Raw genomic sequence first — 19,129 nt, 5'->3', positions numbered from 1 at the left:
CATGAGCCGCCCCACCCCGACGCGCGCCCGGCTCGGCGCGCTCCTCCTCACGGCCCTGCTCACCACCAGCGCCTGCACCGGCGACAGCGGTCCCCCCGACGGCGGCGAGGACGACGGGCCGGTCAGCCTGGGCTGGACCCGGCTCGAGAAGCCCGTCGAGGTCGACCTGCCCGGCGGCGAGCCGATCCGCGCGGCCGGCGGGGAGGCCGTGGACGGCGCCAAGCCGGTGCTGCTGAACTTCTGGGCCAGCTACTGCGGGCCGTGCCGCGCGGAGATGCCGCTGCTCGCGGACGTGGCCGACCGCGACGACGTGGAGGTCGTCGGCGTCTCCCTGGACCGCTACGAGAAGTACGCCGTGGAGTTCCTCGACGAGACCGGCGCGGACTACCCCAGCTGGCGCGACCCGGACATGGAGCTGATGCTCAGCTACGCGCCCGCGGTCAGCCCCAGCCGGCTGCCCTCCACCGTCCTCATCGTCGACGGGGAGGTCGTGGCCTCCCACCCCGGTGAGTTCGAGTCGGCCACGGACCTCTCAGCCCAGCGGCTGCGGGAGCTCGCCGAGGGCTGAGCCGGGCTGCCCGCTTCCGACGGCCGCGGGCTCGACCACCGCCGGCGCCGCGTAGGAGTGCTGGCTGTTGGTCGAGAAGAAGTTGATCCCGATGAAGTTGAACCACAGCGTGGCCAGGCCGAGCAGCGCCAGCATCGCGGCGTTGCGGCCCTTCCAGCCGGCGGTCGCCCGGGCGTGCAGGTACGCGGCGTACACGACCCAGGTGATGAACGCCCAGACCTCCTTGGGGTCCCAGCTCCAGTAGGACGACCAGGCCTGGTGCGCCCAGATCGGGCCGGTGATGAGCACCGCGAAGGTCCAGACGGGGAAGCCGAAGGCGTGCATCCGGTAGGAGATCCGGTCCAGCGCGGCCGGCTGCGGCACGCGCGCCAGGTAGCCGGTCGTGGTGTCGGGGCGGCGCTCCTTGAGCAGGTAGAGCACCGAGCAGATGCCGCCGAGGGTGAACGCGCCGGTCGCGATGACCGCGGACACGACGTGGATCACCAGCCAGGGCGACTCGAGCGCCTCCGACAGCGGCGCGACCGGGTCGTAGAGCCAGATCACGTCGACCATCAGCAGCACGAGGACGAACGCCACGATGATCGGCGCCATCCAGGCGAGCCCGAAGCGGCGGTGGGTCAGCAGGTAGCCCGCGCTGACGACGAACGTGCCCGACAGCGTGAACTCGTACATGTTGCCCCACGGCACCCGGTTGGGGTCCGCGGCCATGCCGCGGCCCACGAGGGCGACGAGGTGGACCACCGTGGCGATCACGGTCAGCAGCAGGCCGAGCCGCCCGAAGAGCGCCGTGCGCCGCTCGGTGTCGGGCTCACGGGCCGAGAGGTCCTGCACGACCGGCGAGGCGCCCGCGCCGACCGGGACGCGCGCCTCGGCCACCGCGGCGTCGCTGCCGACCGGCAGCCTGCGCAGCGCGGACCACTCCACGAGGTGGGCGATCAGGGCCAGGAAGTACACGACACCGCAGGCGGCCACCGCCTGGTTGCTCAGGGTCTCCCACGCAGCATCGGTCACGACTCATCCCTCTTCGTCTCGTGGGGCCGGTCGCCCCGTGGTGCGTCACCGCGCAGCGCGGTCACCAGGTCCTCGAGGACCGGGGCGACGTCGCCGCCGCCCGAGCGGTCGAGCGCGGCGACCTCGACCAGTGTGCCGTCCCCGTCCTGACGGGCGCGGACCCAGACCCGCCGGGGCCGGATGAACAGCGAGCCCAGCAGGCCGACCAGCGCCATGACCACGCCGCCGAGGGCGACGAGCTTGCCAGGCGTCTGGCTGATCTGGATGCGCTGCCAGTCCTGGACGCTGTCGAAGGTGACCGAGCCCAGGCCGTCGGGCAGCTCGACGGTCTCGCCCAGCCGCAGGTCCAGGCGCAGCGGCTTGCCGTCCTCCTGCATGACCTGGTCCGCAGCGGACTTGTCCAGGACGTAGACCGACTGGGACGGGCCGGAGTCCATGCCGAGGTCGCCGGCGTACACCGAGAGCGACAGCAGCGGGTTCGCGTCGTCGCCGAACAGGTTGACCGGGTCGCCCTCGTCGCTCATGCCGAACGTCGGGTAGAACACGCCCTCCAGGCCGATCTCCTGCGGCTCCGCGGAGGCCGCCTTGACCACGCCGAAGGAGAAGAGGCTCTGGTCCTGGGGCAGGAAGATCGTGGGGCCGCTGTAGGCGACCTCCCCGTCGCCGTCGCGGATCGTCACGACCGGGGCGTAGCCGTGGCCGATGAGGAAGATGTCGGTGCTGCCGATGGTGAGCGGGTGGTTGACCCGCAGGTCGTACCGCTGCTCCTCGGCGCCGGGCTCCTCGCGGTAGCGGACGTCGGCCTCGAAGCCGCGCGCCTGGCCGGCGGCCCGGCCCTCGGTCAGCCACTTCACCTCGAAGTCGTCGACGGTGAAGGTGAAGGGGTCCAGCTGCTCGGGGGTGAACAGCCGCCCCGGCACGAAGTCGTCGTAGGAGGACAGGGAGTTCCCGAACCCGTCCTCGGTGACCAGGATGACGCCGCCCTTGTAGCCGAACAGGCCGCCGACGGCGAAGCCGACGAGCACCACCACGACCGAGAGGTGGAAGAGCAGGTTGCCGGCCTCGCGCAGGAAGCCGCGCTCCGCGCTGACCGCGCCCTCGGTGGCGGTCGCGCCGTCGTCGGCCCTGCGCACCCGGTGGCGACGACCGAGCACGGTGCGGGCGCGGGCGAGCACCTCCTCGACGCTCTCGTGGGTGCGGTACGACGTGGCGTCGGGCAGGCGGGAGAGGTTCCGGGGGGCGCGGGGCGGCTGGGCGCGCATCGCGCGCCAGTAGACGATCGTGCGGGGCACGATGCAGCCGACCAGCGAGAGCATCAGCAGCAGGTAGATCGCGGAGAACCACACCGAGCCGTAGACGTCGAAGAGCCCGAGCTTCTCGTAGACCGGCGCGAGCCTCGGGTGGTCCTCCTGCCAGCGCGAGGAGGCCAGGGCGTCGACGCCCTCCTGCGGGACGATCGAGCCGGGCACGGCGGCGAGCGCCAGCAGCAGGAGCAGCACCAGCGCGGTGCGCATCGAGGTGATCTGGCGCCAGCCGAAGCGGAGCAGCTCGCGGAAGGTGAGCTCGCCGGCGCGCCGGCCGGCGGGCGAGGTCTCGTACTGGGTCTCGCGGGGGTCGCTCACACCGACGTCCTCGTGGAGGAGACGACCTCGGTCTGCACCCAGGTGACGGCCTGGTCCCACCAGCCGGTGACCAGGAGGACGCCGACGACGACGAGCATGCCGCCGCCGATCCTGACGACCAGCGTCTGGTGCCGGCGGAACCACGCGAACGCACCGAGCGCACGCCGGTAGGCCAGGCCCGCGAGGATGAACGGGATGCCGAGGCCGAAGGCGTAGAAGCCCGACAGCAGGGCGCCCCGGCCCGCGGTCGCCTCGTTCACCGACAGGGTGGAGATGGCGGCCAGCGTCGGGCCGATGCAGGGGGTCCAGCCGAGGCCGAACAGGAAGCCGAGGAGCGGCGCAGCGGCGAGCCCCACCGCGGGGACGCGGTGGATCCGCCAGTCGCGCTGGAGCAGCGGGACCGCCCCGGCGAAGCTCAGCCCCAGGACGATCGTGAGCAGGCCGAGCACGACGGTGAGCTCGCGGCGCCAGGTCACCAGCCAGTAGCCGACCTGCCCGGTGAGCGCGCCGAGGGCGACGAACACCACGGCGAAGCCGAGCACGAACAGCACCGAGCCGAGCAGCATCCGGCCGCGGCGCGTCTCCGCCTCGCCGCTGGCCAGGTCCGCGCCGGACAGCCCGGTGGCGTAGGAGAGGTAGCCGGGCAGCAGCGGGATGACGCACGGGGAGAAGAACGAGACCAGGCCCGCCACGAGGGCGACGGGCACGGCGAGGACCAGCGACCCGGACAAGGCCTGGTCGCGGAACCAGTCAGCCACGGGCGGCCCCGCCTGCGTCCTGCTCGCCGCCGCGCACCTCGTCGACGAGGTCGACCAGCGTCTGGGTGGACGGCAGCTCGCCGAGGATGCTCGCGGCGACGCGGCCCTCCTCGTCGAGCACCACGAACGCCGGCACGGTCTGGGGCGTGAGGGTGCCCGGGAACGACACCAGCGCGGTGCCGTCGTCGACGATCGAGGGGTACGGCACGTCGAACTCACGCTCGAAGCCGCGGGCGGAGCCCTCGTTGTCGCGGATGTTGACGCCGACGAAGCTGGCGGTGTCCTCGAGCTCCTCGGCCGCCGCGACGACGTCGGGCGCCTCGGCGCGGCAGGGCACGCACCAGGAGCCCCACACCGGCAGCACGACCGGCTCGCCGCGCAGGTCGGCGAGGTCCACCTCCTCGCCCGCGAGGTCCTCCCCGGACAGCTCGACCGGCGCGTCGCGCTCGTCGGGCTCCAGGACCGTCACCTGGCCGTCACCGGTGACGTACCCCTTGTTGCCGGTGCCCTCGGTCTCGGTGCACCCGCTCAGCGCCGGGCCGAGGGTCGCCACCCCCACCAGCGCGGCGAGGGCGACGGTGCGGCGGACCCGGGGCCGGGCGCGGGGTGCGTGGGACGTCATGCGGGGGGCCGTTTCTCCTCGGGCGCGCCGCCCGCCGAGAACGGCGACTGCTTGTCCTGGACCGGGATGAGGTCGCCGGCGGGCTCGCTGTAGGAGACCTGGGCGACCCGGTCGCCGACGAAGTGGAGCGAGGTCACCGAGCACAGCGTGCACTGCCGCTTGCGCGGGTCGTGCAGGAACGAGCGTCGCTCGACGTGCAGGCGGGTGATCCAGATCGGCAGCTGGTGGGAGACGACGACCGCCTCGTGCCCCTCCGCGGCCAGCCGCGCGTCGTGCACGGCCGACATCATCCGGGCGACGACCTGCTTGTAGGGCTCGCCCCACGAGGGGCGCGCCGGGTTCCACAGGTGACGCCAGTTCCGCGGGTCCCGGAGCGCGTTGCCCCTGCCGCCGAACTGGGCGCCCTCGAAGACGTTGCTGGACTCGATGACGCGCTCGTCGACGACCGGCTCCAGCCCGCGGGCCAGCGCGAGCGGCTGCGCGGTCTCGCGGACCCGCTCCAGCGGGGAGACGCGCAGGTGGACGATGTCGCGGTCCTGCAGGGCGCCGGCGACCTTCTCGGCCATCTGCCGGCCCAGGTCGGAGAGGTGGAACCCGTCGCGGCGCCCGTAGAGCAAGCCCTGGGGGTTGTGGACCTCGCCGTGGCGCAGGAGGTGGACGACGGTGTCCGGGGTGCCGCTCATCGTGCGCCCCCGGCGGTGTCCATCGCGGCCGCCGCGGCGCGGGCGGCGTGCGGCAGCGCGTCGAGGACCGTCGAGACGGCCCGGTCGTCGTGGGCCGAGGAAAGGAACCACGCCTCGTACGCCGAGGGCGGGAGGTAGACGTGGCGCTCGAGCATGGCGTGGAAGAACGCGGCGTACCCGGCGGCCGAGGTGCGCGAGGCGTCCTCGAAGTCGCGCACGGGCCCCTCGGTGAGGAAGACCGAGAACATCGTGCCGGTGGACTGCACCGTGTGCGGCACACCCGCCGCGGCCAGCGCCTCGCCGGCGGCGCCCTTGATGACGTCCGCGGCCCGGCCGACGTGGTCGTAGACCTCCTCGGTCGCGAGGCGCAGGGTGGTGAGGCCGGCGGTGGTGGCGATCGGGTTCCCCGAGAGCGTGCCGGCCTGGTAGACCGGCCCCTCCGGCGCGAGGTGGCCCATCACGTCGGCGCGCCCGCCGAACGCCGCGGCCGGGAAGCCGCCGCCCATCACCTTGCCGAAGGTGACCAGGTCGGGGCGCCAGCCCTCGTGCGCGCCGTCCAGGCCCCACTGGCCCTGGCGCGAGGCCCGGAAGCCGGTCATCACCTCGTCGCTGACGAACAGCGCACCGTGCTGGGCGCAGGTCCGGGCGAGGAACTCGTTGAAGCCGGGCTCGGGCGGGACCACGCCCATGTTGCCCGGCGCCGCCTCCGTGACCAGGCAGGCGATCCGCTCGCCGTGCTCGGCGAAGACCTTCTCGACCGCGGCCCGGTCGTTGTAGGGCAGGACCAGCGTCAGCTCGGTCGAGGAGGTCGGCACACCGGGGGTGCCGGGCACCGCGAACGTCGCGAGGCCGGAGCCGGCCGAGGCGAGCAGCGGGTCGACGTGGCCGTGGTAGCAGCCGGCGAACTTCACCACCACGTCGCGGTCGGTGAAGCCGCGGGCCAGCCGGATCGCGGACATGGTGGCCTCGGTGCCGGAGGAGACGAACCGGACCCGGTCGACCGGCGTGCGGGCGACGATCTCCTCGGCCAGCTCGACCTCCGGCTCGGTCGGCGTGCCGTACGACGTGCCGCGCGCGACCGCGGCCTGGACGGCCGCCAGGACCTCGGGGTGGGCGTGGCCCAGCAGCATCGGCCCCCAGGAGCAGATGAGGTCGACGTACTCGTTGCCGTCGTGGTCGGTCAGCCAGGCACCGGCGGCCGAGCGGATGAACCGGGGGGTGCCGCCCACCGCGTTGAAGGCGCGCACCGGCGAGTTCACCCCGCCGGGGGTCACCGCACGGGCACGCGCGAACAGGTCGGCGGAGGCAGCGGTGTCGAGAGGCACCCGACCATTGTCGCCGAGGAGGCGAAACGCGCCATGTCGGGTGCGCCACGCCCGGCTCGCGCGAGTGACCGGTTTCACGCGACACCGTGTTGGGCAACCTGCGCTCGGGCCGCGCACGAGGGCGGCCCGGCGTCCACGAAGCGGACACACGCGTAACCCCGCTGTGACACTCTTCGTTGTGGACGTCACACCCGCCCGTCGAGGGAGAGCGGTCGGGTCGGCTACTACCGGGAGAGAACCCCTTATGTCCGTGAAGCGTTTCGGTCGCTGGCAGCGAGCGACGGCCCTGGTGCCCCTCGCCGTCCTCTCGACCGCGTGGACCGCGAGCCTGGCGGGCGTGGGAGCCCCCGTCACGGTGTCCGCGGAGACCCCGGCGTCCGAGTCCCTGCCCGACGGCACCTCGGTCCCGACCGAGGCCATCGAGGCACCCGCGAGCGTCTCCTCCGGTGCGGCCGGCTCGGTGGCCCCCGGGGTCCAGGGCGACAAGACCGAGGTCGTCCGCACGGCCTCGACGAACGCGATCCCCTCCGCGGCCCTCGCCGCCTACCAGCGGGCCGAGACGGTCATCAACTCCGCCGACAAGTCCTGCAACCTCGCCTGGCAGCTGGTCGCGGCCATCGGCCGGGTGGAGTCCGACCACGGCCGGTACGGCGGCAACGCGCTCGACGACGACGGCGTGGCCACCCCGGGCATCTACGGCATCGCGCTGAACGGCAAGAACGACACCCAGTCGATCCGCGACACCGACGCCGGCCAGTTCGACAACGACGGCGTCTGGGACCGGGCGGTCGGCCCGATGCAGTTCATCCCCTCGACGTGGTCGGTCGTGGGCGTCGACGCCGACGGCGACTCCCAGCGCAACCCCCAGGACATCGACGACGCCGCCCTCGCGACCGCCGTCTACCTGTGCTCCGGTGGCGACGACCTCTCCACCGACTCCGGCCGCCGCGCCGCGGTCTACCGCTACAACCACTCCAGCAGCTACGTCTCGCTGGTCCTCTCGATCATGGACGCCTACCTCGAGGGCGACTTCATGTCGATCCCGAACGGCACCGCGGCCGCGGGCGTCATCGCTCCCTCCCCCGCGCCGGTCGTCCCCGGGCCGGGCGCCGGCCCGGTGGGCGGTGGCCCGCAGGGCGGTGGCGGCGAGACGGTCATCGCGCCGTCCGCCGGCCCCTCGACCTCCCCCGAGCCCTCCACGGCGCCGCAGCCCCAGCCGGGCACCGGCACCGGCGGGGACACCGGCCAGGACGACGGCGGCAAGGGCGACGGCCCGAAGGGCGGGCTCGGCGTCCCCGGCCTCCCGACGCCGTCGCTGCCCCCGCTGCCCTCCACCGGCGTCGGCACCGTCGACGGCGTCCTCAGCGTCGCCCAGGCCATCGTGCAGTGCGCGCTGGACGGCTACGTCGACAACCTGTTCAAGAAGGACGACCCGTTCGACCAGTGCGTGAAGGACTACACCTCCTAGTCCCCCGTGCTCGAGGGCCCCGCACGTACGCCGTGCGGGGCCCTCGTCACGTCGGCGGGCGGACCGGCCCGTTCCTCAGGGCTTGAGCACCAGCCGGATCGGGTTGCCCTCCTTGCGCTGCAGGCGCTCCAACGCCCGCGGGGCGTCGGCGAGCGGCAGCACCTCGGTGATCGAGCGGCTCAGGTCGAGCCGGCCGTGCGCCGCGAGGTGGACCAGGCGCACGACGTGCTGCGGCTCGGAGCCGTAGGAGCCCAGCACACGCTGCTGGAAGTAGGTGAAGACCGTGTCGTTCGGGATGGTCACCGGCGTGCCGGCCAGGCCGACGAGCACCAGCCGGCCGCGGGCCCCCAGTGCGGCGAGCGCCTGCTCGCGCACCGGCGCGGCGCCGGCGAAGTCGAAGGCCACCGAGAGCCCCAGCCCGCCGGTCGCCGCCCGGACCGCGTCGGCGAAGTCCGGCGCCGTCGGGTCGAGCGCGACGTCGGCACCGAACTCCAGGGCGCGGTCGCGTGCCGCGGCCACCGGGTCGACGGCGATGATCGGCGCCGCCCCGACGAGGCGGAGCAGCTGGACCCCGTGGGTGCCGAGGCCGCCGAGGCCCCACACGCCGACGGCCTCGCCGGGCTCGGTGGCGGCGGTCGCGGTGACCGCCGCCCACGGCGTCGAGACGGCGTCCGGGACGATGCACGCCTGGTCGAACGGGAGCGAGTCGGGGATCGGCACCACCGTGTCCTGGCGGGCCAGGGCGTACTCGGCCCAGCCGCCGTCGTAGTCGACGCCGCGGGTCAGGACCGTGCCGTCGTGGTGCTCCTGCCCGGCCTGCAGCAGGACGCGCTGGCCCTCGGTGACGCCGACGACACCCGGCCCGAGCGCCTCGACGGTGCCGGCCACCTCGTGCCCGAGGGTCACCTCGTCACCGGGGAGGAACAGCGGGTTCAGGGTCCCGTCGACCAGGTGCACGTCGGACAGGCACACGCCGGCCGCCTCCACCTTGATCCGCACCTCGCCGTGGCCCGGCTCGGGCACCGGCACCTCGGTCATCGTGAGCTCGTGGGTCCTGGTGTTCAGCCGTCCGGCCAGCATCGTCGCCATGCGTCCTCCTGGGTTCTCGGGGTCGCTCCACCGGTGCCCCTCCCGCGGCACGGCAGCCCCGAGCTGCGGCCCGGGGCCCGGTCAGGAGCCGGCGCAGCGCTGGGGCGGCAGGTTGTCCCGCGCCCAGTCGGTGAGGGCGGACAGCGCGGGGGCGAGCGCCCGGCCGGCGTCGGTGAGCTCGTAGGTGACCGACGTCGGCGGCCCGGGGTTGACGCTGCGGCTGACCAGCCCGGCACCGGTGAGCTCGGCGAGCCGGTCGGAGAGCATCGAGTCGCTGATGCCCGGCACGTTGCGCCGGATGTCGGCGAAGCCGGAGGAGCCGCGCAGCAGCGTGGCCAGCAGCACGCCGTTCCACCGCTTGCCGAGGAAGCCGAAGGCGCGGGCCAGCGCCGCGTCGCACGCGCGCGGCTCGTGCTCGGTCCCCGTCTCACCCATGCAGACAGCCTAACCCCGCTCGCACGACCGATGCTGCTACGGTTTTCCTAGTAACCTTTCATTCCGTAGCAGCCCTTCGACGATCGGAAGCCGCCATGACCGTCCACACCGAGCCCGCCACCCTCGCCCCCCTCGACAAGCGCGGCCGCGCCGCGCTCTTCACCGACGCCCGCACCGCCAACACCTTCGCTCCCGTCCCCGTCACCGACGAGGAGCTCCGCGAGGTCTACGACCTCGCCAAGATGGGCCCGAGCGCCGCCAACCTGCAGCCGCTGCGCGTGCTGTTCGTCCGCACGCCCGAGGCCAAGGAGGAGCTCGCCGGGCACATGAGCGAGGGCAACCGCGCCAAGACGCGGTCGGCGCCGGCCGTCGCCGTCCTCGCGTGGGACACCCGCTTCCACGAGCACGTGCCGACGGTCTTCCCGATCCGGCCCGAGATGCAGGACGCCCTCGAGGCCGACCCCGGCATGCGCGAGGGCATGGGCCGCTTCAGCGCCACCCTGCAGATCGGCACGTTCATCCTCGCCGTGCGGGCGGCCGGCCTGGCCGCCGGCCCGATGGCCGGGTTCGACGCCGCGGGCATCGACGCGGCGTTCTTCGGCGACGGCCGCTGGCGGACGCTGCTCGTCGTGAACATCGGCCACCCCGGGGAGGGCGCCTGGTTCGACCGGCTCCCCCGCCTCGACGCCGAGGCCGCCGTCGCCTGGGCGTGAGCGACCGGCCGGGCCGCTCGCCGCGCGGAGGACCGGGCCGGGGCCCGGCCCTCAGCGCAGCAGGCGAGCGGCCTCGGCGGCCCAGTAGGTCAGCACGACGTCGGCGCCGGCCCGGCGGATCGAGGTGAGCGCCTCGATGATCGCCGGCTCCCGGTCGATCCAGCCCTGGGCCGCGGCGGCCTCGAGCATTGCGTACTCGCCCGAGACGTTGTACGCCGCGACCGGCACGTCGACGGCGTCCCGCACGCGGTGCACGACGTCGAGGTAGGACAGCGCCGGCTTGACCATCACCAGGTCCGCGCCCTGCTCGACGTCGAGCAGCGCCTCGCGCACGCCCTCGACGGCGTTGGCCGGGTCCTGCTGGTAGGTGCGCCGGTCCCCGACCAGGGAGGAGTCGACGGCCTCGCGGAAGGGCCCGAAGAAGGCCGAGGCGTACTTCGCGGAGTAGGCCAGCACCGAGACGTCGGTGTGCTCGGCGGCGTCCAGGGCGGCGCGGACGACCGCGACCTGGCCGTCCATCATCCCGCTGGGGCCGACCATGTCGACCCCCGCGTCGGCCTGGGCGAGGGCCATCTCGGCGTACCGCTCCAGCGTCCGGTCGTTGTCGACGCGACCGTCGGGGGTCAGCAGCCCGCAGTGGCCGTGGTCGGTGAACTCGTCGAGGCACAGGTCGCTCATCACGGTGAGCGCGTCACCGACCTCGGCCACCACGTCGGTGATCGCGAGGTTCAGGATGCCGGCGGGGTCGATCGCGCCCGACCCGGTGGCGTCCTTGGACTCGGGGATGCCGAAGAGCATGACGCCGCCGAGACCCAGCTCGGCCGCCTCGGCGACCGCACCGAGGAGGGAGGAGCGGGAGTGCTGGACGACGCCGGGCATCGAGGAGATCGGCACCGGCGCGTCGAGCCCCTCGCGCACGAAGAGCGGCAGCACGAGCTGGCGCGCCTCGAGGGAGGTCTCCGCCACCATCCGCCGCAGCGCCGGCGTGGTGCGCAGGCGCCGCGGCCGGACGACGGGACGCAGCGAGCCGGTCTCGGGAGCGGCCTCGGTCATCGCGAGGACGTCGCCTTGGTCCGGCGGGCCGACGGCTTGCGCTCCGAGGGGCGCGTGACCGGCTGGCCGGCCTCGAGCATGCTCGCCCGGCGGCTCGCGCCGAAGTCGGCGAGCGCGTCGACGAGCACCTCGACGTCCGGCTTGGGCGCCATCACGTCGACCCGGAGGCCGTGCTCCTCGGCGGTCTTGGCGGTCTGCGGGCCGATGACCGCGATGACCGTCGAGGGGTGCGGCTTGCCGGCGATGCCGACCAGGTTGCGCACCGTCGAGGAGGAGGTGAAGACGACCGCGTCGAACTTGCCGGTCTTGATCGCGTCGCGCACCGGCGCCGGCGGCGGGGTGGCGCGGACGGTGCGGTACGCCGTCACGTCGTCGCACTCCCAGCCGAGGTCCACCAGGCCGGCGACGAGGTTCTCGGTGGCGATGTCGGCGCGGGGCAGGAAGACCCGGTTGATCGGGTCGAGCACCTCGTCGTACTCCGGCCACACCTCGAGCAGGCCGGCCGCGGACTGCTCGCCGGTCGGCACCAGGTCCGCGCGCAGGCCCCAGGCAGCGATCGCCTGGGCGGTCTTGTCGCCGACCGCCGCGATCTTCAGCCCGGAGAAGGCACGCGCGTCGAGGCCGTACTCCTCGAACTTCTCCCGGACCGCCTTGACCGCGTTCACCGAGGTGAAGGCGATCCACTCGTAGCGGCCCTCGACGAGGCCGCGGACGGCCTTGTCCATCTGCAGGGGGTTCCGCGGCGGCTCGACGGAGATCGTCGGCACCTCCTCGGGCACCGCGCCGTAGCCGCGCAGGCGGGCAGAGAGCACGCCGGCCTGGTCCTTGGTGCGCGGGACGAGCACGCGCCAGCCGAACAGCGGCTTGGTCTCGAACCACGACAGCGTCTGGCGCAGGTCGACCACGTCGCCGACGACGGTGATGGCGGGCGGGGCCATCCGCGCGGCGCGGGCGTCGGCGGCGATGTCGGCGAGGGTCGAGCAGACCGTCGACTGGCCGGTGGTGGTGCCGACCCGGGTCATCGCGACCGGCGTCTGCGGGCTTCGGCCGGCGGCGACGAGCGCCTTGGCGATCTCACCGATCTGGCCGACGGCCGAGAGCAGCACCAGCGTGCGGTCGTCGGCGTACTGCGTCCAGTCGACCTTGTCGCCACAGGTCACGACCGCCATCTCGCGGTGGTCCTTGGTGGTGAGCGGGATGCCGGCGTACGCCGGGACCGCGCTGACCGAGGAGACACCGGGGACGACCTCGAAGGGGATGCACGCCTTGGCGCAGGCCTGCGCCTCCTCGGGCCCGGAGGCGTAGAGGAACGGGTCGCCGGTCATCAGGCGCGCCACGCGGAGCCCGCGCTTGGCCTGCTTGACCACGACCTTGGCCCGGGCGGCGTGGGTCAGCGGCTGGCCGTCCTCGCCGAAGCCGCCGTCGACGATCTCGGGACCGACCGGCTCGCCGGTCTCCTGCCCCTCGACCGGCTCGGGCAGGCCGAGCAGCGAGCGGACGAGCGTGACGTGCTCGGGCGCCTCGGTCACGACGACGTCGGCCTGGCGGATCAGCTCCACGGCGCGCACGGTCAGCAGGTCCGGGTCGCCCGGCCCGCTCCCGACGAACGACACCCAACCGGGCGTGGTGGTGGCGGTGGTGGTCTTGCCTCGGGTCATGCGTTGCGCACCTGTTCTGGCTCGAGTCGTGGCTGGCCGTGCTGGTCGTGCTGGGATTGCTGGTACTGCTGGGGGTCGAGGTCCGCGGCGCCGTCGGCGAGCATCTCGCCGGCGAGCCGGGTGCCGACGCCGACGGCGTCGGCGAGGGTCCCGGAGGCGGACATCCGCACCGAGAGCGCCCCGTCGGGCGAGAGCGCCACGGCCCGCACCCACAGCTCGTCGCCGTCCTCGCCCTCCACGACGTCGGCGAGCGCGCCGATCGGGGCGGTGCAGCCGCCCTCGAGCGTCGCCAGGACGGCGCGCTCGGCGTCGACCGCGGCGCGCGTCGCGTGGTGCTCGAGGAGGACGAGCTCGGCGAGCAGCGGGTCGTCGCTGCGGCACTCGATCGCGAGGGCGCCCTGCCCGGGGGCGGGCAGCACCTGCAGCGGGTCGAGCACCTCGGTCGCCTCCTCGAGCCGTCCGATCCGGGCCAGGCCCGCGCGGGCGAGGACGACGGCGTCGTACTCGCCACTGCGGACCTTGGCGATCCGGGTGTCGACGTTGCCACGCACGCCGACCAGGTCCAAACCGAGGCCGAGCGCGTGCAGCTGGGCGACGCGGCGCGGGGAGCCGGTGCCGACGCGGGACCCCACCGGGAGCTCGCCGAGGGTCAGCCCGTCGCGCGCCACGACGACGTCGCGCGGGTCCTCGCGCACCGGCACGGCGGCCAGCGTGATCCCCGGGGTGGGGTAGGTCGGGATGTCCTTGAGCGAGTGCACGGCGACGTCGACGTCGCCGGCGACGAGCGCGTCGCGGAGCGCGGCGACGAAGACCCCGACGCCACCGGCCGCGGCGAGCGGGGTGCCCGCCGCCTGGCTGCGGTCGCCGTCGGTGCGGACCTCGACGAGCTCGACCTCACGGCCGAGCCGCTCGCGGATCATGTCGGCGACGTGGCCGCTCTGGGTCGTGGCGAGGAGGGACGCGCGGGTCCCGACGCGGATGGGGTCGGTCACGCCAACCCCTCCGGCCGGGTCACCGCGGTGACCGCCTCGGGGTCGAGCGCGAACAGCTCGGCCAGCGCCGCGGCGTACGACACCGCGCCGGTCTCGTTGGCCAGCTCCTTGACCCGGACGGTCGGCTCGTGGAGCAGCTTGTCGGCGACCCGGCGGACGGTGTGCAGCACCTCGGCGCGGGTGGCGGGGTCGAGGTCGGGCAGGCGGTGGTCCAGGCGCGTCATCTCGGCGTCGACGACCGAGGTCGCCATCGACCGGAGGGCGACCACGGTCGGGGTGACGCTGGCGCTGCGGCGGGCGGCCAGGAACGCACCGACCTCCTCGGTGACGATCCGGCGCACCTCGAGCACCTCGCGGCCCGCCTCGGAGGCGTGCAGCGCCTCGGCGAGCGAGGCGAGGTCGACGAGGGTGACGCCGGGGAGGTCGGCGACCGCCGGGTCGACGTCGTGCGGCAGGGCGAGGTCGACGAACGAGATCGGGCGCTGGACCGGGCGGGAGGCCACCATGTCGGCGGTGACCAGGACCCCGGTCGCGCCGGCGCAGGTCACGACGAGGTCGGCCTCGGCGAGCTCCGCGCCGAGGTCGGCGAGCAGCGCCGGGCGGGCACCGTGCTCCTCGGCCAGGCGTGCGGCCCGCTCGGCGGAGCGGTTGACGACCACGATGTCCTCGGCGCCGAGCCGGGCGACCGTCGCGGTCGCGAGGCCGGCCATCGCGCCGGCGCCGACGACCACGACGCGCTTGCCGTGGACCGACGCGCGCAGGTCGCCCTCCGGGCCGTCCCCGGGGCCGCCCCCCGTGCCGCCCTGCGCGCCGTCGCCGACGCGCTCGAGCGCCGCGGTGACCAGCGATGGCGCCGCCCGGTCGATGCCGGTCTCGGCGCGCGAGCGCTTGCCGACGCGCAGCGCCTGCTGGAACAGGACGTTGAGGGCGGACCCGACGGTGCCGAGCTCCTGGCCCAGCCGCAGGGCCTCGCGGGTCTGGCCCAGGATCTGGCCCTCGCCGACGGCCATGGAGTCGAGGCCGGCGGCGACCTGGAAGAGGTGGGAGACCGCGCCGTCGTCGTAGTGCACGTAGAGGTGCGGCAGCATCCCCGCGGTCGTCTCGCCCGCGCGGTCGACCAACAGGGTGGACAGCTCCTCGACCGAGCCGTGGAAGCGGTCGACGTCGGCGTACAGCTCGAGGCGGTTGCAGGTCGCGATGACCGTCGCCTCGTTGACGTGCGCGCACGTGGACGCGTCGTGGATCAGCTTGGGCACCTCGTCGCGCGACATGGCGAGCCGCTCGAGCAGCGCCACCGGTGCGGTGTTGTGGGAGATGCCGACGACGAGGACGCTCACGAGAGTTCTCCCTGGGCCTTGCGCTGCTCGTGGTAGGCGAGGACCTGCAGCTCGACGGAGAGGTCGACCTTGCGTACGTCGACCCCGGTCGGCACCGAGAGGACGCCGGCCGCGAAGTTGAGGATGCTGGTGATGCCGCACGCCACCATCCGGTCGGCGACGGCCTGGGCCGCGACCGCCGGGGTGGCGATGACACCGATGGCGACGCCGTGCTCGGCGACGATCGACTCGAGGTCGGAGAACGGCTGCACCTCGATCCCGGCCACCACCTCGCCGTGGCGTGCCGGGTCGGCGTCGAGCAGCGCGACGGTGCGGAAGCCGCGGCTGCTGAAGCCGGAGTAGTTGGCCAGCGCGTGGCCCAGGTTGCCGATGCCGACGATGACCACGGGCCAGTCCTGGGTCACGCCGATCTCGCGGGCGATCTGGTAGCGCAGGTAGTCGACGTCGTAGCCGACCCCGCGGGTGCCGTAGGACCCGAGGTAGGAGAGGTCCTTGCGCAGCTTGGCGCTGTTGACACCAGCCGCCGCGGCGAGGGCCTCGCTCGAGCACGTGACGGTGCCGGCCTCGGAGAGGGCCGTCAGCGCACGGAGGTAGACGGGGAGTCGCGCGACCGTCGCCTCGGGGATGTCCCGAGCACTCTCGGTCGAAGTCCGTGCAGTCACGTGCAGCTCTTCCCAGCCATGCCGTGGCGGGGGCCGTTCCGGGCCCGGATTCGCACAGCGGCCCAGCCACTGTAGGAGTTTGTGAACGGGAGAACAAAACGGACGAGGGCCGTCGAGGGCCCCTGGCCTAGCACATGTGAGAAGCCCAACACGCACGGGGGTCGACGGACGCCCGCGCCGCAGGTCAGCCGGGGGTGAGCGCGGCGCGGAGCCGCTCGGCGTCCACCCGCCAGAAGGTGTGCTGCCGGCCGTCGACGAGCACGACCGGGATCTCCTCGCCGTACCGCTCGAGGAGGTCGGGGTCCTCCAGGATCGAGTGCTCGACGTAGGTCTCCCCCACCTCGCCGCAGACCCGCGCGACGACCGCGCGGGCGTCGTCGCACAGGTGGCAGCCGGGCTTGGAGTAGAGCGTGACCCGCGGCCCCGCCTGCCGCCGCCCCCACCTCATCGGGCGCACCTCATCGGGCGCACCTCATCGCGCCGGCCTCACTCCAGGAGCCCCAGCGTGCGGCGGCGCTCGATCTGGCGCAGCCGCCCCTTCTGCACCTTGCCGGTCACGGTCAGGGGCAGCTCGGCGACGACCTCCACCCGGCTCGGACGCTTGTACGGCGCCAGCCGGGCCGCGCAGCGCTCGACCGCGGCCCGCTCGACCGTCGCGGGGTCGGCGTCCGCGGCGGCCACGACGTACGCCACGACCGCCTCGCCGGAGACGTCGTCCGGCGTGCCGATGACTGCGGCCTCGGCGACGCCGGGGACCTCCTTGAGGACGTCCTCGACCTCGACCGGGAAGACGTTGAAGCCCGAGACGATGACGACCTCCTTGACCCGGTCGACCAGGGTCAGGTCGCCGGCCTCGTCGAGGATGCCGACGTCGCCGGTGCTCCACCAGCCGTCGGGGGCCGGCCCGTCCGCGCCGTCGGGCCAGTAGCCGCTGAACAGGTTGTCTCCGCGCACCTGGATCTCGCCGGGGTCGCCCTCGACGGGACGGCCGGCGGCATCGACGAGCCGGACCTCGATGCCGGGCAGCGGCGCGCCGACCGAGGCCGGCGCCGGCGCGCTCGAGCACAGCGTGCTGGTCACCACGGGCGCCGCCTCGGTCAGGCCGTAGCCCTGGTGCACCGGCACTCCGGTCGTCGCGGTGAACTCCTCGACCACCTCAGGGGCGAGCGGCGCCGAGCCCGAGAGCACCAGCCGGACCGGGCCGAGCCGCTCGGCCAGGCCGTCGACCCCGCGCCAGTGGGCGAAGACGGGAGGCGCGACCGGCACGACGCTGCAGGCCTCGTCCTCGACCAGGTCGAGCGTGCCGTCGGGGTCGAACCGGTCGACGAGCACGAGCTTCGCGCGGTGGCGCAGCACGCCGCCGAGCACGGCGTTGAGGCCGTAGACGTGGAAGAGCGGGAGCACGCCGAGCACCACGTCGTCGCCGTGGATCATCGGCGGCTCGACCCCCGCGACCTGCTCGATGTTCGCGAGCAGCGCCCGGTGGGTGAGCATCGCGGCGCGCGGGCGGCCCGACGTGCCGCTGGTGTAGAGGAGGGCCGCCAGCTTCTCGGGGTCCTGCAGCGGGGGGACAGGGCGCGCCCGGTCGGCGCGCAGGTGGTCGTAGGAGCGCTCGCCGGGCTGCAGCGTGCCGCCGACGACGACCAGCCGGGGCGCGGTGGCCGGTCCGGCGGGGTCGAGCAGGGCGTCGCGCACCGCGCGGACGGTGCCGGGCTCGGCGAGCACCATCCGGGACCCGGAGTCGGCGAGCACGCGGGCCAGCTCCCCGGAGGTCGAGCCCGGGTTGACCGGGACGGCGACCGCCTGGGCGCGCAGCACCCCGAGGTAGCTGGTCACGAACTCGATCCGGTTGCCCAGCACGAGCATCACCCGGTGCCCGGCCACCACACCGGCGGCGCCCAGCCCGGTGGCGACCCGGCCGACCTCATCGTCCAGCTCCGCCCAGGTGACGCTGCGACCGCCGGCCTCCACGAGCGCGAGCTTGTCGGGGTTCTCGCGCGCGGCGACCGCCACCAGGTCGGCCACGTCCTGGGCGCGCCGGGCGGTTCCCACGGACGGACCGGACGAGGCAGGCATGGACGGATACTTCCACACCGCGCGAGGCCCCGTGGGCGTCCGCGTGCAGGTCTACGCTGACCCGCGTGAGCCCGCCCGAGCGCCCCCGGATCCCCCTGGACCTGCGCCAGCGGTCCGCCCTCGCGGGCGAGGCGGCCGCCTCGGCCGCCGAGGTCGAGCGGGCCCTCCACCAGCCGGCGGACCCGAGCGCGGCGGCCTTCTTCGACGTCGACAACACCGTCATGCAGGGCGCGAGCATCTTCCACCTCGCGCGCGGGCTGCACCGGCGCGACTTCTTCACCAGCCGCGAGATCCTCGGTGCCGCGTGGAAGCAGGCCTACTTCCGCCTGGTCGGCGTGGAGGACCCCGACCACGTCGCCGAGGCCCGCAGCTCGGCGCTGAGCTTCATCGCGGGGCACACCGTGACCGAGCTGCAGGAGCTGGGCGAGGAGATCTTCGAGGAGGCGATGGCGCACCGCATCTGGCCCGGCACCCGGGCCCAGGCCCAGCTCCACCTCGACGAGGGCCAGCGGGTGTGGCTGGTGACCGCCGCCCCCATCGAGATCGCCCAGATCATCGCCCGGCGCCTCGGGCTGACCGGCGCGATGGGCACCGTGGCCGAGCACGTCGACGGCGTCTACACCGGCCGGCTGGTCGGCGACATGCTGCACGGCCCGGCGAAGGCCGAGGCGGTCCGCGCCCTCGCGGCGCGCGAGGGGCTCGACCTCGCTCGCTGCTCGGCGTACTCCGACTCCTACAACGACCTGCCGATGCTGGAGCTGGTCGGCGACCCGTGCGCCATCAACCCGGACTCGCGGCTGCGGGCGCACGCCCGCCAGCAGGGCTGGCGGGTGCGCGACTACCGGACCGGGCGCAAGGCCGCCCGCGCCGGCCTCCTGCTCGGCGCGGTGGCCGGGGCCGCGAGCGGGACCGTCGCCGCGGGGGTTGCGCTGCGCGGGCGGAACAAGTGACCATCCGGTAACAGCAGTGCGTCGGTCACGTGTCGATGGTCTGGACCTGTCTTGGGTGATTTCGTTCCCAGGCGGCGATGTGCGGGCCTACCATCGAGGTGCTCCGG

19 protein-coding genes are annotated in these 19,129 nt (G+C 74.1%); 4 read left to right on the top strand and 15 right to left on the bottom strand.

Going from position 1 to position 19,129, the window contains the following annotated elements; genetic code table 11:
* Window position 1: 1 nt before the first annotated feature.
* A complete protein-coding gene (locus OSR43_RS02975) occupies window positions 2-568 on the top strand; it encodes a TlpA disulfide reductase family protein (protein WP_302269531.1) in 567 nt (188 codons plus the stop codon).
* On the opposite strand, the gene ccsB is transcribed toward OSR43_RS02975, so the two are convergent.
* From ccsB to hemL, 6 genes are read right to left on the bottom strand one after another with little or no spacing between them, the layout of a single operon-like run.
* Window positions 533-1,579, bottom strand: a complete 1,047-nt coding sequence (ccsB, locus tag OSR43_RS02970) for a c-type cytochrome biogenesis protein CcsB (RefSeq protein ID WP_302269530.1) — start codon at window positions 1,577-1,579, stop codon at window positions 533-535. The two genes, OSR43_RS02975 and ccsB, sit on opposite strands and share 36 nt — an antisense overlap.
* Complete coding sequence (locus OSR43_RS02965) at window positions 1,576-3,201, bottom strand: cytochrome c biogenesis protein ResB (RefSeq protein ID WP_302269529.1); 1,626 nt, start codon at window positions 3,199-3,201, stop codon at window positions 1,576-1,578. The genes ccsB and OSR43_RS02965 overlap by 4 nt, the downstream gene beginning before the upstream one ends.
* Window positions 3,198-3,959 carry a cytochrome c biogenesis CcdA family protein gene (locus OSR43_RS02960; protein ID WP_302269528.1) on the bottom strand — a complete coding sequence of 254 codons (762 nt, stop codon included), beginning with the start codon at window positions 3,957-3,959 and terminating at the stop codon, window positions 3,198-3,200. The genes OSR43_RS02965 and OSR43_RS02960 overlap by 4 nt, the downstream gene beginning before the upstream one ends.
* Window positions 3,952-4,581, bottom strand: coding sequence for a TlpA disulfide reductase family protein (locus tag OSR43_RS02955; RefSeq protein WP_302269527.1), 630 nt, complete (start codon window positions 4,579-4,581; stop codon window positions 3,952-3,954). The genes OSR43_RS02960 and OSR43_RS02955 overlap by 8 nt, the downstream gene beginning before the upstream one ends.
* Window positions 4,578-5,264: a histidine phosphatase family protein gene (locus OSR43_RS02950; RefSeq protein WP_302269526.1), complete on the bottom strand. Its 687-nt coding sequence runs from the start codon at window positions 5,262-5,264 to the stop codon at window positions 4,578-4,580. Before OSR43_RS02950 ends, OSR43_RS02955 begins: the two co-directional genes overlap by 4 nt.
* The gene (hemL, locus tag OSR43_RS02945) at window positions 5,261-6,589 is read right to left on the bottom strand and encodes a glutamate-1-semialdehyde 2,1-aminomutase (protein WP_302269525.1); all 1,329 of its coding nucleotides are present in this window, start codon (window positions 6,587-6,589) and stop codon (window positions 5,261-5,263) included. The genes OSR43_RS02950 and hemL overlap by 4 nt, the downstream gene beginning before the upstream one ends.
* A 337-nt stretch (window positions 6,590-6,926) precedes the next feature.
* Here hemL and OSR43_RS02940 point away from each other — a divergent pair, with 337 nt between their 5' ends.
* A complete protein-coding gene (locus tag OSR43_RS02940; RefSeq protein ID WP_302269524.1) occupies window positions 6,927-8,057 on the top strand; it encodes a lytic transglycosylase domain-containing protein in 1,131 nt (376 codons plus the stop codon).
* A 75-nt stretch (window positions 8,058-8,132) separates the two neighbouring features.
* Here the strand turns inward: OSR43_RS02940 and OSR43_RS02935 are convergent, their stop codons facing one another.
* Together OSR43_RS02935 and OSR43_RS02930 are read right to left on the bottom strand one after the other, a co-directional pair.
* Window positions 8,133-9,146 carry a zinc-binding dehydrogenase gene (locus tag OSR43_RS02935; protein ID WP_302269523.1) on the bottom strand — a complete coding sequence of 338 codons (1,014 nt, stop codon included), beginning with the start codon at window positions 9,144-9,146 and terminating at the stop codon, window positions 8,133-8,135.
* Window positions 9,147-9,227: 81 nt separating this feature from the next.
* Window positions 9,228-9,581 (bottom strand): helix-turn-helix domain-containing protein, encoded by a 354-nt coding sequence (locus OSR43_RS02930; protein ID WP_302269522.1) that lies wholly within the window; start codon window positions 9,579-9,581, stop codon window positions 9,228-9,230.
* Between the two features lie 95 nt (window positions 9,582-9,676).
* On the opposite strand from OSR43_RS02930, the gene OSR43_RS02925 reads away from it, so the two are divergent.
* Entirely contained in the window at window positions 9,677-10,294 is a 618-nt protein-coding gene (locus OSR43_RS02925; RefSeq protein WP_302269520.1) for a malonic semialdehyde reductase, read from the top strand.
* 51 nt (window positions 10,295-10,345) lie between these two features.
* Here the strand turns inward: OSR43_RS02925 and hemB are convergent, their stop codons facing one another.
* From hemB to OSR43_RS02890, 7 genes are all read right to left on the bottom strand, one after another.
* The gene (hemB, locus tag OSR43_RS02920; protein ID WP_302269519.1) at window positions 10,346-11,347 is read right to left on the bottom strand and encodes a porphobilinogen synthase; all 1,002 of its coding nucleotides are present in this window, start codon (window positions 11,345-11,347) and stop codon (window positions 10,346-10,348) included.
* Entirely contained in the window at window positions 11,344-13,005 is a 1,662-nt protein-coding gene (locus OSR43_RS02915) for a uroporphyrinogen-III synthase (protein ID WP_302269517.1), read from the bottom strand. The genes hemB and OSR43_RS02915 overlap by 4 nt, the downstream gene beginning before the upstream one ends.
* Window positions 13,002-13,997: a hydroxymethylbilane synthase gene (gene hemC / locus OSR43_RS02910; protein ID WP_302269516.1), complete on the bottom strand. Its 996-nt coding sequence runs from the start codon at window positions 13,995-13,997 to the stop codon at window positions 13,002-13,004. Before hemC ends, OSR43_RS02915 begins: the two co-directional genes overlap by 4 nt.
* Window positions 13,994-15,334 (bottom strand): glutamyl-tRNA reductase, encoded by a 1,341-nt coding sequence (locus tag OSR43_RS02905; protein ID WP_302269514.1) that lies wholly within the window; start codon window positions 15,332-15,334, stop codon window positions 13,994-13,996. The genes hemC and OSR43_RS02905 overlap by 4 nt, the downstream gene beginning before the upstream one ends.
* Window positions 15,331-15,996, bottom strand: a complete 666-nt coding sequence (locus OSR43_RS02900; RefSeq protein WP_302269513.1) for a redox-sensing transcriptional repressor Rex — start codon at window positions 15,994-15,996, stop codon at window positions 15,331-15,333. The genes OSR43_RS02905 and OSR43_RS02900 overlap by 4 nt, the downstream gene beginning before the upstream one ends.
* 184 nt (window positions 15,997-16,180) lie before the next feature.
* The gene (locus OSR43_RS02895) at window positions 16,181-16,444 is read right to left on the bottom strand and encodes a glutaredoxin family protein (protein ID WP_302269512.1); all 264 of its coding nucleotides are present in this window, start codon (window positions 16,442-16,444) and stop codon (window positions 16,181-16,183) included.
* 38 nt (window positions 16,445-16,482) lie between these two features.
* Entirely contained in the window at window positions 16,483-18,048 is a 1,566-nt protein-coding gene (locus OSR43_RS02890) for a class I adenylate-forming enzyme family protein (protein ID WP_302269511.1), read from the bottom strand.
* Between the two features lie 89 nt (window positions 18,049-18,137).
* Here OSR43_RS02890 and OSR43_RS02885 point away from each other — a divergent pair, with 89 nt between their 5' ends.
* Window positions 18,138-19,022, top strand: a complete 885-nt coding sequence (locus OSR43_RS02885; protein ID WP_302269510.1) for an HAD family phosphatase — start codon at window positions 18,138-18,140, stop codon at window positions 19,020-19,022.
* Window positions 19,023-19,129 lie beyond the last annotated feature (107 nt).

This window comes from Nocardioides sp. Arc9.136, from assembly GCF_030506255.1.
In the GTDB taxonomy this organism is placed as follows: domain Bacteria; phylum Actinomycetota; class Actinomycetes; order Propionibacteriales; family Nocardioidaceae; genus Nocardioides.
The sequence above is the reverse complement of the archived record's forward strand: the minus strand, read 5'-3'. Positions and strand labels throughout refer to the sequence as shown.